General features: G+C 40.2%; 14 protein-coding genes. 6 read left to right on the forward strand and 8 right to left on the reverse strand.

The window, feature by feature from the left end; genetic code table 11:
- Positions 1-10: 10 nt before the first annotated feature.
- Entirely contained in the window at positions 11-526 is a 516-nt protein-coding gene (locus A6754_RS18490; RefSeq protein ID WP_066449246.1) for a hypothetical protein, read from the reverse strand.
- 160 nt (positions 527-686) lie between these two features.
- On the opposite strand from A6754_RS18490, the gene putP reads away from it, so the two are divergent.
- Positions 687-2,150: a sodium/proline symporter PutP gene (gene putP / locus A6754_RS18495; RefSeq protein WP_066449249.1), complete on the forward strand. Its 1,464-nt coding sequence runs from the start codon at positions 687-689 to the stop codon at positions 2,148-2,150.
- 224 nt (positions 2,151-2,374) lie between these two features.
- Here the strand turns inward: putP and A6754_RS22520 are convergent.
- The 3 genes from A6754_RS22520 to A6754_RS18515 all read right to left on the reverse strand — a co-directional run bounded on the left by A6754_RS22520 (position 2,375) and on the right by A6754_RS18515 (position 6,987).
- Positions 2,375-3,735, reverse strand: a protein-coding gene (locus A6754_RS22520; RefSeq protein WP_371806953.1) for an IS3 family transposase whose coding sequence is annotated in 2 segments (ribosomal slippage) — positions 2,375-3,270 and positions 3,270-3,735 — 1,362 coding nt in all. Because the reading frame shifts where the segments join, the coding sequence is not laid out codon by codon here.
- A gap of 349 nt (positions 3,736-4,084) precedes the next feature.
- A complete protein-coding gene (locus tag A6754_RS18510) occupies positions 4,085-5,746 on the reverse strand; it encodes a glycoside hydrolase family 13 protein (RefSeq protein WP_066449252.1) in 1,662 nt (553 codons plus the stop codon).
- Positions 5,747-5,847: 101 nt separating this feature from the next.
- On the reverse strand, positions 5,848-6,987 hold the full coding sequence (locus A6754_RS18515) for a DUF2515 family protein (RefSeq protein ID WP_066449255.1): 1,140 nt from the start codon (positions 6,985-6,987) through the stop codon (positions 5,848-5,850).
- Between the two features lie 83 nt (positions 6,988-7,070).
- Between A6754_RS18515 and A6754_RS18520 the strand changes: the two genes are divergently transcribed.
- Entirely contained in the window at positions 7,071-8,954 is a 1,884-nt protein-coding gene (locus A6754_RS18520) for a terpene cyclase/mutase family protein (protein ID WP_066449258.1), read from the forward strand.
- 634 nt (positions 8,955-9,588) lie between these two features.
- Here the strand turns inward: A6754_RS18520 and purU are convergent.
- On the reverse strand, positions 9,589-10,488 hold the full coding sequence (gene purU / locus A6754_RS18525; RefSeq protein WP_066449261.1) for a formyltetrahydrofolate deformylase: 900 nt from the start codon (positions 10,486-10,488) through the stop codon (positions 9,589-9,591).
- 687 nt (positions 10,489-11,175) lie between these two features.
- Here purU and A6754_RS18535 point away from each other — a divergent pair.
- Both A6754_RS18535 and A6754_RS18540 read left to right on the forward strand, forming a co-directional pair.
- Positions 11,176-11,553 carry a hypothetical protein gene (locus tag A6754_RS18535; protein ID WP_066449265.1) on the forward strand — a complete coding sequence of 126 codons (378 nt, stop codon included), beginning with the start codon at positions 11,176-11,178 and terminating at the stop codon, positions 11,551-11,553.
- Positions 11,550-12,059: a hypothetical protein gene (locus A6754_RS18540; protein WP_066449267.1), complete on the forward strand. Its 510-nt coding sequence runs from the start codon at positions 11,550-11,552 to the stop codon at positions 12,057-12,059. The genes A6754_RS18535 and A6754_RS18540 overlap by 4 nt, the downstream gene beginning before the upstream one ends.
- An 83-nt stretch (positions 12,060-12,142) precedes the next feature.
- On the opposite strand, the gene hemG is transcribed toward A6754_RS18540, so the two are convergent.
- Complete coding sequence (gene hemG / locus A6754_RS18545) at positions 12,143-13,531, reverse strand: protoporphyrinogen oxidase (protein ID WP_066449270.1); 1,389 nt, start codon at positions 13,529-13,531, stop codon at positions 12,143-12,145.
- 232 nt (positions 13,532-13,763) lie between these two features.
- On the opposite strand from hemG, the gene A6754_RS18550 reads away from it, so the two are divergent.
- On the forward strand, positions 13,764-14,240 hold the full coding sequence (locus tag A6754_RS18550; RefSeq protein WP_066449275.1) for a glutathione peroxidase: 477 nt from the start codon (positions 13,764-13,766) through the stop codon (positions 14,238-14,240).
- A 115-nt stretch (positions 14,241-14,355) separates the two neighbouring features.
- On the opposite strand, the gene A6754_RS18555 is transcribed toward A6754_RS18550, so the two are convergent.
- Entirely contained in the window at positions 14,356-15,348 is a 993-nt protein-coding gene (locus A6754_RS18555; RefSeq protein ID WP_066449277.1) for a bile acid:sodium symporter family protein, read from the reverse strand.
- Between the two features lie 304 nt (positions 15,349-15,652).
- Positions 15,653-16,630 (reverse strand): proline dehydrogenase family protein, encoded by a 978-nt coding sequence (locus A6754_RS18560; protein WP_066449279.1) that lies wholly within the window; start codon positions 16,628-16,630, stop codon positions 15,653-15,655.
- Positions 16,631-16,968: 338 nt separating this feature from the next.
- Between A6754_RS18560 and A6754_RS18565 the strand changes: the two genes are divergently transcribed.
- Positions 16,969-17,289 carry a PadR family transcriptional regulator gene (locus tag A6754_RS18565; protein WP_066451740.1) on the forward strand — a complete coding sequence of 107 codons (321 nt, stop codon included), beginning with the start codon at positions 16,969-16,971 and terminating at the stop codon, positions 17,287-17,289.
- Positions 17,290-17,301: the final 12 nt, after the last annotated feature.

The raw sequence follows: 17,301 nt of genomic DNA on the forward strand, positions 1-17,301 counted from the left end.
CCCAATTTTTTTACTGAATAGGAACTATGGTTTTTATTTCGCTCTCAACGATCATAACTTCTTGCAGAGATTCAGAAATCCCCTTATCTAATTCGATCACAAAGGCTCTTGGTGCAGCAAGCTCATCACAAGTATTTTCCTTTGTAGCCACATTAATGGTGAGCGTTTCTTGTTCATTATTAATCTCTTCTATATGAGTGGGACAGCTGGATTCATGCAGCCCGACAATCATGACATTCTTTGATTCAAAATCCACTTTTGGGATCTTTTTCTCAAAATCAAATAAATTCCACAACTGCTCAAAGTCAATTGGGTTGTATGCTGCTTTGATTAAATACTGAAAAGCAGGAGATTCTTCTCTTTCATAAGCGATCTCATCAAAGTTAGCAGGCAGTGTTTTCTCGCTTGCGATTAGTTCGTAATCGATTTGAGGAGCTTCTGATGTATCAACCTGATTTTCTTTACCGCATCCAAGCAGTAATACCCCGCATAGTGCAAGAAATAATAAACTTTTCATCAGATTCACCAGAATCCCTCCCTCCCTAAACTAGACGAATTTTATTTTTAAAAAGTTTCTTCTGTTTGAAAAATTTATCACCTAGACGCATTAAAGTGTTGTATAATATGGCAAATGATTTAAAATTCATAATTTTATATCATTTACTAGGGGAAGAAGGGAGAATATTATGGATTATAGCTTAATCATTTCTATTACAGTCTATATGGCGGGGATGATCGGGATTGGAATCTGGGCTTATAGAAAGACTTCCAATCTATCAGATTATATGCTGGGAGGTCGTACGCTTGGACCCGCGGTTACCGCGCTAAGTGCCGGTGCTTCAGATATGAGCGGCTGGCTCATGATGGGGCTGCCAGGTGCAATGTACGCCTCCGGTTTAAGTGCTTCTTGGATTGCCATTGGCCTTACATTGGGTGCATGGGCAAACTGGATTTATGTTGCTCCGCGCCTGCGTACTTACACAGAGATTGCCAATGATTCTATTACCATTCCAGGCTATCTTGAAAACCGCTTTAAAGATCGCTCAAGGCTGCTTCGCCTTATTTCTGGTTTAGTTATCTTAATCTTTTTTACTTTTTATGTTTCATCTGGCATGGTTTCAGGCGGAGTTTTATTCCAAAGCATCTTTGGACTTGAATATCATACAGGGCTTTGGATGGTTTCTGCTGTTGTTATTGCCTATACGCTTTTTGGCGGGTTTTTAGCAGTAAGCTGGACCGATTTTATTCAAGGAATTATTATGGTTCTTGCACTTATTCTTGTTCCGCTCGTAACGATTTTTCATATTGGCGGCATTGGACCTGCAGTGGAGATTCCGCGGGAAATTGATCCTGCTCGTCTTAATATCTTTACAGGCACAAGCGTACTTGGAATTGTCTCCCTTTTCGCTTGGGGTCTCGGATATTTCGGCCAGCCGCATATCATCGTGCGCTTTATGGCCATTTCGTCAGTAAAAGAAATCAAAAAGGCCAAAAACATTGGAATGGGCTGGATGATTTTCTCAATCATTGGAGCCATGTTTACTGGTTTCCTGGGCATTACCTACTTTTCTCAGGCTGGCCAAACGCTCGATGACCCTGAAACGGTATTTATTACTTTAGGCGAAATTCTTTTTCATCCGATCATTACAGGGTTCCTGATCGCCGCTATTTTAGCAGCCATCATGAGCACAATTTCTTCACAGCTTTTGGTAACATCCAGTTCATTAACGGAAGATATTTATAAAACATTTTTCCGCCGCGAGGCAAAAGATAAGGAGCTTGTCTTGATTGGGCGCTTATCAGTGCTAGTTGTCGCAGTCATTGCCCTTTTCATCTCATGGGAGAAAAATGAAACGATCCTTGACCTAGTCGGCTATGCATGGGCAGGATTTGGTTCTTCCTTTGGACCTCTCATTCTCTTAAGTCTCTACTGGAAACGGATGACATCAGCTGGCGCGCTTTCCGGAATGATCGTTGGTGCCGCTACGGTAATTATCTGGTCAATGGCAGATCTGTCCGATTTCTTATATGAAATGATTCCAGGCTTCGCTGCTAGCTTACTGGCAGTTGTTGTTGTAAGTATGCTTACAGCTAAACCTTCAGTAGAAGTAGAAAAGGAATTTGAGGAGTTTGAGGAAGCGTTAAAATAATACAGGGAGAGGCTGGGACATTAGTATTTAACACTCTCATATAACCGAATGGTTAGGAAGTCATCTTTCTAATCATTCGGTTTTTTTATGATTATAAAATATATTTTATTAACATGAGTGAAATGGAGCGGAGGACACTCGACTCCTGTGGGCAATAGAGGAAAAGGTGAGACCCCGCAGGAGCTTTGCACTGGACCCATAAAATTGGACACTTATATTTAAGCTTAAGCAGCTACTACTTCAGTACTAACCCGATAAGCTACTGGACTTTTCCGATTTAATCTTGATTTAATTCTCAAGTGGTTGTAGTAATAGATGTATTTTTCTAACTCGGCTTTAAAATGCTCGATACTTTCAAACTCTTGTAAATAAAGAAACTCTGATTTTAAGATCCCAAAAAAGTTTTCCATGACAGAATTGTCAAGACAGTTTCCTTTTCTAGACATGCTTTGTGTAATCTTATGTTCTTTTAGCGTCCTTCGGTATTTGGGCATTCGATAGTGCCATCCCTGGTCGGAATGTAGTAAGAGCTCATCGCCTTCTTTTACGTATTTTAATCCTTGGGCCAACATCCTATCGACCAAATCAAACGTCGGCCTTGATTGGAGTGTATAGGTGATGACCTCGCTATTAAATAGATCTAAAATGGGAGAAAGATAAAGCTTCTCTCCAAACACTTTAAATTCTGTAATGTCCGTCACCCACTTTTGGTTCGGTTTCTGGGCACGGAAGTCACGGTTAAGGATGTTTGGAGCTGCTTTTCCAACTTCCCCTTTATACGATTTATACTTTTTCATACGCACCATGCATTTAAGCCCTAGATCTCTCATTATTCGAAGTACTTTCTTTTTGTTGATCTGATATCCTTTTTCCTGAAGCACGTCCGTAATGCGGCGATATCCAAACCGACCTGAGTGTTTGCGGTAAATGAATGAAATTCTTCTTTTCCATTTGCGGTCAGGATCTGGTTGATTCCACTTTTTTATGAAGCTGTAGTAAGTGCTTCTAGGCATCTTGGCTATTTTGATCATTTTAATCACCGGGAAGTCCTTCCTTAGTTCATATATTACTTTCGCTTTATATTGGTTGGTGATTGTTCTTTCTGAACTAAGGCTTTCAGCTTTTTTAAATACGCGTTCTCCATACGAAGGTATTCCAGTTCTTCTATCAGCTCTTCTACCGATGGATTCTGAGAGTTACTCTTGTCCTTATTTTTCCTCTGATTAGATGTCATAATAGAAAGCCCCTTTTCTTTTGGTTCAAGGGCACCTACTCCAGCTGTCTCCCACGTTTTCTTCCACTTGCGAAGCATAGATGGATCAGGGAGATGGAAAATCGCGGATGCCTCTCGAATGGAGTAATTCTTTTCCGTGATAAATTGAATTACCCTCATTTTAAAGGCAGAAGGATAGTTTGTATAGGGAAAGGAAAAAGCCTGATCCCCATGGTAACGAACGAGCAGCACCCAGTAACGGAGAGTGGAATGATCTACGCCCACCTGATTCGCTAGTTCTCGATAACTAATCATTTCGTTTAAATAACGTTTAGCAATTTGAAGTTTCTTTTCCTTGGTAAGATGAGTCATTTATGAGTTCGCCTCCTATTGTTGGAGTGTCCAACAATAGGGGGGCAGTGCACTTGCTCCGAGGAGGCTCAGCTTCCTCCCCACGGAAAGCGAGTGTCCGCAGCGCAATGGAACGGGCTTATGTAAACTCGCAAACCATGACTATGAATATTCGTGTTTTAGAAATAATATTTTCGTTTTGTCCCAGTCTCTTATTAACGAAAAATATAAAAAAGCCAGAGAGAAACACCCTCTGACCTTCAAATTTTATCTTTTTATCATTAAATAATAGATTAATAACCAGGATATCCGCGGTTATTTATGATTTATCCGCCAAAAACAGCACTTTATCCGCCATTCTCCCAAATCACTATAATGAATAAACAATCCCTTCATAAGGAGACAGCTTTTCATTTTCCCGAGCATCTTCATTCGCAATCAACACAGATGCTTCTCCAATGAACTGCAGAATCTCTTCATCTTCAATCACCAGCTCCTGATCCGAGAAGTTGCAGAGAACCAATAACTGCTGATTTCCTTCCACACGCTTATAGGCAAAAATATGAGGATGCTCTCTCAGCAGCAATTCAAATTTACCTGTTGTTATAATGTCATGCTTTTTCCTTAGTTGAATCAGGTTATGATAATAGTAGAAGATTGAATTTTCATCATCCAAAGCCTGCTCAGCGTTGATATCAGTGTAGACTGGATTAGATTTGATCCATGGTGTACCTGTTGTAAAACCGCCGTTTTCCCTGCTGTTCCATTGCATCGGCGTGCGGGCATTATCTCTCCCCTTTTTATAAATTGCCGCCATTAATCTCTCATGATTCCAGCCTTGCTGCTTGCGGTCATGGTACATATTGATCAATTCAATATCACGGTAATCGTCTAATTCATCAAATCGTACATTGGTCATTCCTATTTCTTCGCCTTGATAAATGTACGGAGTTCCCTGCAGCATATGCAGACAGGTGGCAAGCATTTTGGCTGACTTGACACGATATTCCCCATCATTCCCAAAGCGTGATACAATGCGCGGCTGGTCATGGTTATTCCAATACAAGCTGTTCCAGCCGACACCATGCAGAGATGTCTGCCACTTTTCAAAGTTTTCTTTTAGATCTTGGAGATGTAAATCAGTAAAACTCCATTTATCGCCATTCTTACTGTCTAAGTCCATATGCTCAAACGTAAACACCATATTCAGTTCTTGATTCTCCGGGTTTGTGTAAATTTGTGCATCTTCCGGAGCTGCTCCTGGCATTTCGCCGACTGTTAACACATCATATTTGGAGAGAACCTCTTGATTCATTTCGCGTAAGTATTCATGAATTCTCGGTCCGTTAATATAATGCTGCCCACCGTTTCCATAAGCATCACCTGGATTTTTTTCACCTTCTGGGAAATCTGGATCCTTTGATATAAAATTAATGACATCCATTCTAAATCCATCAATGCCTTTATCCAGCCAAAATTTCATCATGCTATAAACATCTTCTCGCAAGCTAACATTTTCCCAATTTAGATCAGGCTGTTTTTTAGCAAAAATGTGAAGATAATATTGACCGGTTTCCTCATCCAATGTCCATGCCGATCCGCCAAAGGTTGAACCCCAATTTGTCGGCGGCTCTCCATTATCCTTTCCATCTCTCCATATGTAATAATCGCGATAATCACTGTCCTTACTTTGCTTTGATTGCACAAACCACTGATGCTCATCCGACGTATGGTTCACAACCAAGTCCATCACAAGCTTTAACTCTCTCTTATGCATTTCTTCCAGCAGCTGTTCAAAATCTGCCATTGTACCATATTGATGAAAAATCTCCTGATAATCACGAATATCATAGCCATTATCTTCTTGCGGAGAATCATAGATCGGTGAAAGCCAGATGACATCAACGCCAAGCTGTTTTAAATAATCAAGTTTGCTGATGATGCCTGGAATATCCCCGACTCCATCTCCATTGCTATCCATAAAGCTCTTCGGATAGATTTGATATACTACACTTTTTTTCCACCATTCCATTACGTATCACCTAATTCTATATAATTTAATGTAAACGCTCTCTTCATTATCCACAAAAACAGAGAAAAGAGCAAACGTTTGCACAAAATTATTTCTGAAATTCAAGTAAAGGCGGAAATTACTTTTTTTGCAAGAGCTGCAAGCTCTAACCCCTCTAAGGACTGACAATAATCAGCTTCAATTCTTCCGTCTCCTGCAGCCTCTTCTTCCTTCATTAAATATAATATTCGCCAATCCTTACACCACTCTTCTGCCTGTGCTGGTTCATGGTCAAACGTATCCCATACTGCTAAAAGCTGCGGACTATATAAACGACTGCTGGCGTTTTTTAGATGGCATCCCTGAAGCTTGGCTGTATAAGCAGCATCTGGCACTTTGTCTTGTATATCACTAAAGAGATGTGACCAATAATCCTTTCGTGAGCCTGTATGCTGGTTTGCAGCTGACCATTGCTCCGCTTGTTTTATTTCAGTGCTATAAAGGATCTGGTACAGCTTTTTCCCGAATCGTATCCGTGCCTCCACATGCTGGAATTGATGAACAGTATCCCCTTTTAACGAAACATTGCCATCCTGCATGTATGGAAAAAGAATGTGATTAAATGCCAAATAATCCTGCAGTTTAAACTCCAATGTATCTACAACATTCTTTTGAAAGACAGCATTATTCATCACTCTGCTTTGGATATAATTCTGTTCATTGATGATTAATCCATGTGTTAAGATCCCAACATCTTTACTTTGCAGATAATGGTTCCAAACCACCTCCATAAAAGCCGAAACATGAAAATCAGCTAATAAATGGAACCTATTTTTACGTGTTCTTTTCCATTCTCTATAAAGCAGAAGCTGCGGATATGCATCCTGGAAAATGAGCCAGTTTCCTCTTTCCAAGAAGGCAAAAAAGGCTTTTTGTTCTTCTCCGTTTAAAATTCTGGATAGAAACTCACCGCGTAAATCGGTCATGTTCCAGCCTGCATTTCTTGAAACCATATGTGCCAAGAAGGACCAATGAATCTCCGGACATTCCTGGTAGTAGTCGTAGTAGGCCTGCGTTCTGGTCACATTATTTTTATTTAATCTGATTGTCTCAGCTTTAATTTTAGCTATTAGTTCTTCGTCCTCGGCTGAATACACTTTCACACTGTGCTTCTCTTTCAGCACTTTTTTCAATTCTTTTTTGAGCGGCTGCAGCTCAGGGGGCAATCTTAGTTGTTTTAGCACTTTTAAAAGTACGTCCATGCTTCAGCCTCCTTATCTTTGTGAATGGTGTTTCCCACTTCAGAATATGTATTATGGAAGATTGTTTCGAGGAGGTTTGAAAGATGAACATTACTCAGTCAATTGATAACTTGGTTACACGTTTAAAACACGACCAAACAGAGCAAGGTTCATGGGAATATCCATTTGAGACGGGGATTACGACAGATGCCTATATGATCATTTTATTAAGGTCCTTAGAGATTGATGATGAACAATTGATTGAAGAATTAGCAGAGCGGATAATGAGCAGACAGGAACAAAACGGAGCTTGGAAGCTTTTTCACGATGAGCTCGACGGAAATATTTCGGCAACGATTGACTCCTATTACGCCCTTCTTTACTCACGCTATTATCAGAAAAATGATGCGCGCCTTCGTGCAGCCCGAAGATTTATCCTAAACAACGGCGGAATGGAAAAAGCGAATATGTTCACGAAAATGATGCTTACCCTGACAGGGCAGCAGCGCTGGCCTGCTTTTTTTCCGCTTCCCATTGAATTTATTCTTTTGCCGTCATCCTTTCCGATCAACTTTTACAGTCTCTCCGTTTATGGCCGCTCTAACATTGCACCCGTTATGATCTTAGCTGATAAAAGATTCCGGTTAAAAACAAAAAATCGCCCCGACCTCCGTGAACTGTATGGAAACCGCGAAGATGCTTTTTTCAGCTGGTCCCGCTCAAATGAATGGCAGCAGGTTTTTACTGCTATCAAAAACAGCCTCACCTATCTTGCCGGCCTGCCCGCCCAATTGCACAGTATGGCAGTGAATCAGACAAAGCAGTATATCCTTGGCCGAATTGAAGAGGATGGTACGTTTTACAGCTACTTCAGCTCCACCTTCTTTATGATTTATGCAATGATTTCGCTTGGATATTCTAAAAATGATCCCACTATCCAAAATGCCATCAATGGCTTGAAATCCATGAGAACAGCCATTAAAGGAACCACACATATGCAATATACGACCGCTTCCATTTGGAATACAAGCTTGATCAGTCATGCGCTTCAAGAAGCGGGAGTTTCTTCCCACGATCCCATGATCGCGAAAGCAAATAATTTTTTACTCAAAAAACAGCATTGCAAATATGGTGATTGGGCGGTGCATAATCCACAAAGTCTGCCTGGCGGCTGGGGCTTTTCGAACATTAATACCATTAACCCTGATGTAGATGACAGCACGGCCACTCTGCGTGCCATTACCACAGACGCAACAGATCATAGCCCTCTCTTATACGCATGGGACAAAGGCACAAACTGGGTTACCTCGATGCAAAATGATGATGGCGGCTGGCCCGCTTTTGAAAAAAATACGGACAGCAGATTTTTCTCGTTTTTGCCGATTGAAAAAGGAGAATTTATTCTGACCGATCCCTCCAGTGCCGATTTGACCGGAAGAACGCTTGAATACTTGGGGAAATATACAAATATGGGGAAAACTTTAGCACCAATGAAGGATGGTATCCGCTGGCTTGTCTCAAATCAGGAGAGCAACGGTTCGTGGTATGGCAGATGGGGAATTTGTTATATATACGGCACCTGGGCAGCCTTAACAGGATTAGCAGCAGCAGGCGTTTCTCCAAAGCATAAAGCAATTGAAAAAGGCAAAAGCTGGCTTAAAAAAATACAAAATGCTGATGGAGGCTGGGGAGAGTCGTGTAAAAGTGACTCTAACATGATCTACACTCCGCTAGGAACAAGTACATTAACGCATACAGCCTGGGCAGCTGATGCACTGATTTCCATCTCAGACCACCCAACTCTTGAAATTAAAAAGGCAATATCCTTCCTAATTCAAAACCTCGATCAAGATGATTGGACAACAGATTATCCGCACGGCCAAGGGATGGCTGGCGAGTTATATATTCATTATCATAGCTATCGTTATATATTTCCGCTGCTCGCACTTGCTCATTATAAGAATAAATGGGGTGAGGGTAATTCCTGAAATCTGTGGCTTCCGCTCTTTTCGGGAATGACTCGCCTTGGGTTATTCCTGAAATCTTTAGTTCCGCTCTTTTCAGGAATGACTCGCCTTGGGTCATTCCTGAAATCTGTGGGTTCCGTTCTTCTCGGGAATGACTCGCCTTCGGTCATTCCTGAAATCTGTGTCTTCTCCTCTTTTCGGGAATGACTCGCCTTGGGTAATTCCTGAAATCTGCGGTTTCCGCTCTTTTCGGGAATGACTCGCCTTCGGTCATTCCCGAAATCTGTAGGTTCCGCCCTTTTCGGGAATGACTCGCCTTGGGTCATTCCTGAACTTTGTGGCTTCCGCTCTTTTCGGGAATTACTCGCCTTGGGTGATTCCTGAACTTTGTGGCTTCCGCTCTTTTCGGGAATGACTCGCCTTGGGTTATTCCTGAAATCTGTGTCTTCTCCTCTTTTCGGGAATGACTCGCCTTCGGTCATTCCCGAAATCTGTGGGTTCCGTTCTTTTCGGGAATGACTCGCCTTGGGTTATTCCTGATATCTGTGGGTTCCGTTCTTTTCGGGAATGACAGACCTTTCATAGAGTAAATAGAATTTCTCCAATTCTACAGATGTGAAAAGGGCGCTGGATTCATGCGCCCTTTTGTTCATGCTTAATTAAATACAATCGTTTTATTTCCATAAACAATCACACGATCCTGCAGATGCCACTTAACGGCACGCGCAAGCACGCTGCGCTCAATACTTCTTCCTGTCCTTTTCAAATCTTCGGCATGATCTCGATGATCAACCCGTATTATATCCTGCTCAATAATCGGACCTTCATCTAATTCATTTGTAACATAATGCGAAGTCGCTCCAATAATCTTGACGCCACGCTGATACGCCCGATCATATGGGCGTGCACCAACAAACGCCGGCAGGAAGGAATGATGAATATTAATAATTTTAAAAGGGTGTGCTTCCACAAAATCAGGCGATAAAATTTGCATATACCGCGCTAAAATAATGGTCTCCACTTCATACTCCTGCAGAAGCTGAAGCTGTTTCTCTTCTGCTTGCCGTTTGTTGTCCTTGCTCATCGGGATATGAACAAAAGGTATGCCAAACGATTCTACCAGTTCTTTTGCTTCCGTATGGTTGCTGATGACAAGCGAAATGTCTGTGATTAATTCACCGCTTTCCCATTCCCATAAAAGCTCGCGTAAACAATGCAGTTCCTTTGATACAAAAATCGCCGTTTTTTTAAGATCATGAACAAACGTTAGCTTCCACTCCATCGAAAAAGTTTCTGCAATCTTGGCAAAGTTTTCTTGAAGATAGCTCTTTCTCTCCAGCAAATCCTGACATTCGAACTCAATACGAATGAAAAACGTTCCTCCCTCTGGATTTGTTGAAAACTGATTTGACTCCATAATATTCGCGCCATTTTCAAATAAAAACTGTGAAACAGCTGCTACAATGCCTGGCTGATCTGGACATTGAATTAACAGTCTGCCCCGGTTCTTCATCTTGTTTTTAAATGATTGAATCTGATGATCTTTAGTTCTCATTAAACTAACCACCTGTCTAAAAAGGATATGGTGTATTATAGCAAATTTGCATGAAGGTAATGTGAATTTATGAACTTTTGTTTGATTCAGTGAGAAAATGTGCTGAAAATGTTGGTATCCTTGGGTTTTATACTAAAGTTAGGGACCCAGATCGTTTATTCTGAGCTATAATTGAATTTCACCTTCAATCTTTGAGATTTTTGTATATGAATTGGGGGTTTCCTATCAAATATCTGTGGTATCCTATCAAAATTTCTGTCTTTCCTATCAAACTTTTCAGCTTTCCTATCAAAATTTCTGACTTTCCTATCAAACTTTTCAGCTTTCCTATCAAATTTCTGCACTTTCCTATCAAACTTTTCGACTTTCCTATCAAACTTACCGGTTTTCCTATCAAACCGCCTTTTTAGAAGGCAAAAGCATCTCCCCAGCATGAGTACATTGTATGAAGGCAAGGTGTCCGGCCATACAGAAAAAAGTAGCAGTTTCTCCTTATATTCTCATAAAGATATGACTATTGTGGTATTTTGGCGAATGTCATCGAAATTCGGCAGTAAGCAGTGTATAATAAAATAGGTTTAATGACAGCCATCAAAAATGCTATATGGTACATACCATTGCTGCTAATATTCAGTTTCACATAATGACAGATTGATAGATGTATCTTTAATTTTAGGAGGAATTTTTATGGGTTGGGTAATCGCAGTTTTATTTGGTGCTGCCGCAGTACTACTCGTATTATCTTTTATTAAAGCGAGAAAAACAGCTGCAAGCACAGATCAGCAGATCGATCAGCTTTCTTTTTCACTAATGGATGAAATTCATCAATTGAAGCAGCAAATCCGCAATCTTGAACTAGACAGCGAAATTGCTGATACGGAAGCTGGCATTGCCGCTGATGAGAAAGAACGTAAGAATACATTGAGAGAGATGCTCGAGATGCATCGCCGCGGCTATTCATTTGAAAGCATTGCAATGAAAATGAAGTTGACGCCAAATGAAGTTCAGCAGGTTCTCGCTCCTTATATGAAACAAAAGGATGAAAGGAGTAAGGTTGCTCAATGACAGCTGGTACAATGCGCAGTTTTGCAGCGGGCCTTTTGGCAGCTGCCACTTTAGTCGCCATCGTTTATTTCCTTAGTCCTAGTGAAGCTAAAACAACAGTAGCAAAAGAAGTTCAAGAAGAAGCCATAGCTTTAAGTGAAGATGAGATGAAAGCAGAGTTAACTGATAAAGACTATATCATTCTTACAGAGGATGAATGGAGCAAGCAGCTTGCTGAAGCAAAAGCTTCTGCTGAACCTGCAAAAACAGAAGAACCTGCCAAAGAAGATGAGAAGGAAACAGAATCAGCTGAGAAAGTCGTATACCGTACGATGCTGACTGTTACTTCCGGAATGACAAGCATTGATGTCGGTGATGCACTTGAAAGAGCGAACGTCATCAAAAACGCCAACGACTTTTTCAAAGAAGTTGAAAAACGCGGCTTATCCAACGAATTGCGTCCAGGTACATTTGAAGTTGAGAGCGGCATGACCATGGACGAATTGGTATCGATTATATTTAAATAATTGAAAAAAGACAGCGAGTAATCGCTGTTTTTTTTGTCTCCATACAAAAATGAAAAGGCAGCCCCACTGGCTGCCTCCTCTCTTCACACTAATTCAGTTATAACCTTCTGCGCTGTCTTCTCTCCATTTTCAATGCAATCCGGCAGACTTACTCCGTAATAGGAGCAGCCGGCAAGCTCGATGCCAGGATAGATTTCCGCAAGTTTTTGTTCCAGGCTGGTTACTGTTTCTTTATGATCAATTAAGTAATTGGGCATGCTGTTTTCCCAGCGGGTAATTTCGCTGATGGCAGGTGCCGCCTCAATTCCTAATGCCTTTTTCACATCTGTTAAGGCTGTCTGCAGCAGTTCCTCTTCTGTCATCTTTTCTATAGAAGCGTAATTGGTCAGACTGCTTTTATAAAATAGTCTTAACAGAAGGTTTCCGCTTTTTGACGTATGAGACCATTTTCTGCTGGACCATGTGCAAGCATTGCATGTTAATTCATCAGGATCTGCTGAAATAAAGCCTGTTCCATCAGCAGGCAGTATACTATCAGGCACTTCAAAGCCAAGATAGACACTAATTAAAGAACTGGACTTTAATTGCTGAAAGCTATCCTGCAACTTCTGGTCAGCAAGCATGTTTTCAGCAGCCTTATGCGGAATGCTTAAAATAATATGATCTGCAGTTACCACTTCCCCATTCGTAAACGTCACGTTGTAGTGGCCATCCTGCTTTTCAATTCGCTCAGCCTTACTATTCATAAGCAGATGCACGTCCTCTAAACGATCTGCATAGGCATCAATAACGGTATGGAGTCCATTTTCAAATGATAAAAACCGTTTTTCGCCGCTGCTTTGATACATCGCCAGATTGGCTTCAAAGCCTTTTATGATACTGCCATATTCATTTTTGTATTTGAGCACACTCGGCAATGTCGCTGAAATCGTCAATTGATTCAGATCACCCGAATACACGCCAGATAATACAGGAGCGATTTGCTTTTCTACCAGCTCTTTCCCGAAAAAGTGCTCTAGAAATTTTCCAATTGAATCTTCTTCTGTAAAGTGTTCATTTTTTGTATAAAAATCCTTTAAAGCCGCAACCTTCCCCTCAGCTGAAACAAGCGTGCTCTCAGCTAATGCCTCAATGGTTCCCGGAATGCCAAAGACCGAATTGGATGGAATCGGATGCAGCTGACCATCTGAATATATATAGGATTTGCCTGATGCATTGTATACCACTTTGTCTTCAAGATTCAAATCCTTCATAAAAGACATAGAATGAGTTTTGCGCGTAACGATTGAATCTGCACCAGACTCCATAAGAAATCCATCTTGTTTAACAGAGCGGATCTTTCCGCCCAGCTGATCAGCTCCTTCTGCAAGGATTAGCTTCACATTAGAGCTGTTTTCTTTTTTCCATTTTTGCAGTTCATACATGGCAGCCATTCCAGTAATGCCGCCGCCGATGACTAATACTTTTTTCACTGTGTACACCTCAGTTATCTATCATTTATATCTATATAGAGTGTAACATATATTGATTAGATCTCTTTTATGCATGATTGTGAAAGTTTGAGGATTGTGTGACAGATTGTGCTTTTTTTAACTGGTGATTATCTGCGGGTATTTAAGCAAATACCTCTCAATTGCTTTTCACCTAAAAACCCCTTAAAATTAGATCGTACACGATTTAATTTTACATTAGGGAGGAAATACAATGAGCACGGTACATGATTTCCAAGTTAAAATGACAAACGGCAATGAAAAATCATTAGATGAGTATAAAGGCAAGGTTTTATTGATCGTGAATACAGCAAGCAAATGCGGATTAACTCCTCAGTTTGAAGGTTTGCAAAGTCTATATGATAAATACAAGGATCAAGGGTTAGAAATTTTAGGTTTTCCTTGTGACCAGTTCAATAATCAGGAGTTTGCTAATATTGAAGAAACGACACAGTTTTGCCAGCTCAATTATGGTGTAACCTTCCCGATGTTTGGAAAAATTGACGTGAACGGAGCAAATGCTGATCCTTTATTTTCACATTTAAAAGAACAGAAAAAAGGCGTTTTATCCAAAAATATTAAATGGAACTTTACGAAATTCCTGGTGGATCGCAATGGTCAGGTCATTGAACGATATGCACCTACTACTGAGCCTGGAAAAATTGAAGATGATATAACAAAACTATTATAATTCAGGAAAACCTGCACAACCACCTGTATGATAAGGCCTGCATAGAAGCTATATGTTAGGTCTTTTTTACATAAAAAAAGAAGTACCACTCATTACGAGCAGTACTCCTTTCCAACTATCCGATTGGAGTATGTTTTACAGCCTGTTCTGTGCCTTCAACAGGAGCTTTTACTTCCTGTTCTACCACTGGTTTTTTCGCCCAGTAAGTCGCAAGGATCGGTCCTGAAATATTATGCCAAACCGCCCCTAGTGCGCTTGGAATAGCAGCGACCGGGCCAAAGTGTGCGGTAGCAAGTGTAACCCCAAGCCCTGAATTTTGCATTCCTACTTCAAGTGCAATGGCCCGGCGTTTACTTTCATCAAGCCCGCACATACGGGCTGCAAAGTATCCCAGCAGTAATCCTGCACCGTTGTGAAGCATAACGGCAACAAAAACAAGCAATCCTGTTTGTGCAAGTCTTTCAGCATTGCCTGATACAACGGCTGAAACGATAATCATAATTGCCACAACAGAAATCAATGGCAGAACCCCAATGCTCTTTTCCACTGTCTTTGGGAAAACTTTTCGAATCAATAACCCTAATGCAATTGGTACAATAATGACTTGAACAATTGATAAGAACATTGCAGCTGCGTCAACTGGCATCCATTGCCCTGCTAATAACAATAAAATAAGTGGTGTAACAACAGGAGCCAGCAATGTTGAAAGTGACGTCATTGCAATTGATAGCGGTACATTTCCTTTCGCTAAAAATACCATAACATTTGATGCTGTTCCGCCTGGTACAGATCCCAGAAGAACTAAGCCTGCTGCAAGTTCAGCTGGTAAGTTTAGTGCTGTTGCAATCAGGAAGGCCACAAGCGGCATAATTGTAAACTGTCCTACAAAGCCGATTAAAACAGGAAATGGATTGGTGGCAATGATCTTGAAGTCTACAGGCTTTAATGTTAATCCCATTCCGAACATTACTACACCTAAAAGAATTGTCACATAGCCTCCCAGCTGCTGAAATGGCGCTGGCACTAGAAAAGCAATAACAGCAATGACGATCACCCATACGGCAAAAAATTTACCAGCGATTGAGCTGATTGTTTCTAATAGTTTCATAATCATAACCCCTGTTCTTTTACTTTTAGTATTTTCTTAATTAAATACAGTAATCTCCTCACCCATTAAATGGAGTTCTTACTTCTGAATAATCTCACCACATATAAAAATATCACTCATATGATACCGCCCCTTTAATATTTTAATATCCATTCTACTAAAGAATCTGAATAATTAAAACAATAAATTTTATTTTTTGTCAGAAAATCTTCCACTTTGCTTGCAATCTCCTAGATTTCTAGTTCCTTTTTCTCTTCGAATATACAAAAAAGCCTGCTCGTAATCATACGAACAGGCAATACATTTATTTATTTCTTCTTTTCGTGAGTCTGCCAAGCAAGAACGCTCCTGCAGCCACTCCAATAATTGTATTCGTTTTCTTTGTAAAGACCTGCTTTGCCACAAGATTTAAGTTTTGCGGGCGTTCAGCTAATCTGCGCATAAAATAGCCATACCAATCATGTCCAAAAGGGACATATGTGCAGAAATTGTAACCCTCGCTGGCAAGCTCTAGCTGCATCTCTTTTCTAAAACCATATAGCATTTGGAATTCAAACTTGTCATTTGAAATCTGGTGTTCTTTAACAAATTGCTTTACATGATTAATCACTCGATGATCATGTGTCGCGATTGATGTAAATTTGCCATTAAGCAGATGCCATTCAATCAGTTGAATATAATGTTTATCTATTTCTTCTTTTGTCTGGAAAGCAACATCTTCGGGTTCTTTATAAGCTCCCTTAACGATGCGCAATCGGTAATTTTTATACTTTTCAATGTCATCATCTGCTCTGAAAAAATACGCTTGAATCACTGTGCCAAGATTATCGTAATCTTTTGAGAGTTCATCGAGCATATCGAATGAAGGCTGCAGTCTATTATAGTCTTCCATATCGATATTAATGAAGATGCCATATTGATAGGCCCGAGCTGCAATTTCTCTCAGGTTCTCTAAGCAAAAAGAGTAATCAATATCAAGGCCCAGCTGGGACGGCTTTAAAGAGATATGCGCATCTGCTTGATGTTCATGAATCGCTTCAATGACTTCAAGGATTTGATTTTTTGCTTCTGTAGCTTCACTTTTTTCGAATACAAATTCGCCAAGATTATCTACAGTACAAGAAATTCCCTTCGCATTAAGCTCTTTAATACTCTTAATCGCTTCGGTTAAGTTAGTGCCTGCAACAACACTTTGAGCACCCAATTTTAACCCGTATTTTTTCGCCGTATTATTTAAGAATTGATTTTGGGAAAGGCCAATAAACACATCTTTTAACACCATAGCGATTACTCCTATTCATATAAATTTACAAAATAAATTATAGCATATTTTTTTAATTTAGCTTGTTTTTCGAATATTTCAACCATCATATTTATACAAAAGGTGACAAAATCAGACATTCATTCTGCCACTCTTGATATATGTTATTTAAATTCTTGTTATGCTGATTGCATTCCCTATTCTTAAATCGCTATAACATTATTATTCTTTTTACCTTGCATTACAAGATAATCAAAGTTATACTAATTAATATCATGCATTGCAAGGTATATAAAACCCATAACCCTTGTATTACAAGTTAGTGAAAAAAGGAGTGAAATTCTTTGTCATCTACTCAGATGCTTAAAGGAATTATTGATGGCTGTATCCTGGCCATTATTCATAATAAAGAAGTCTATGGCTACGAACTGGCCGAAAAGCTTGAAGAATATGGATTTCATTCCTTCAGTGAAGGAACCATTTATCCTTTGCTTATTAGGATGCAAAAGGAAGAGTTGGTTACTTCTACATTAAAGAAATCGACTGCTGGTCCACGAAGAAAATACTACTCACTTACACCAAAAGGAGAACTGGAATTACAGAAGTTTATGGAGCGCTGGCATCAGCTGGAGAGCAGTGTCAATAGGGTGCTTCATCATGAATCAGACACTGGACAATAAAACAAAAGGAGC

It is taken from the genome of Cytobacillus gottheilii, from assembly GCF_001636345.1.
Lineage (GTDB): Bacteria > Bacillota > Bacilli > Bacillales > Cytobacillaceae > Cytobacillus > Cytobacillus gottheilii.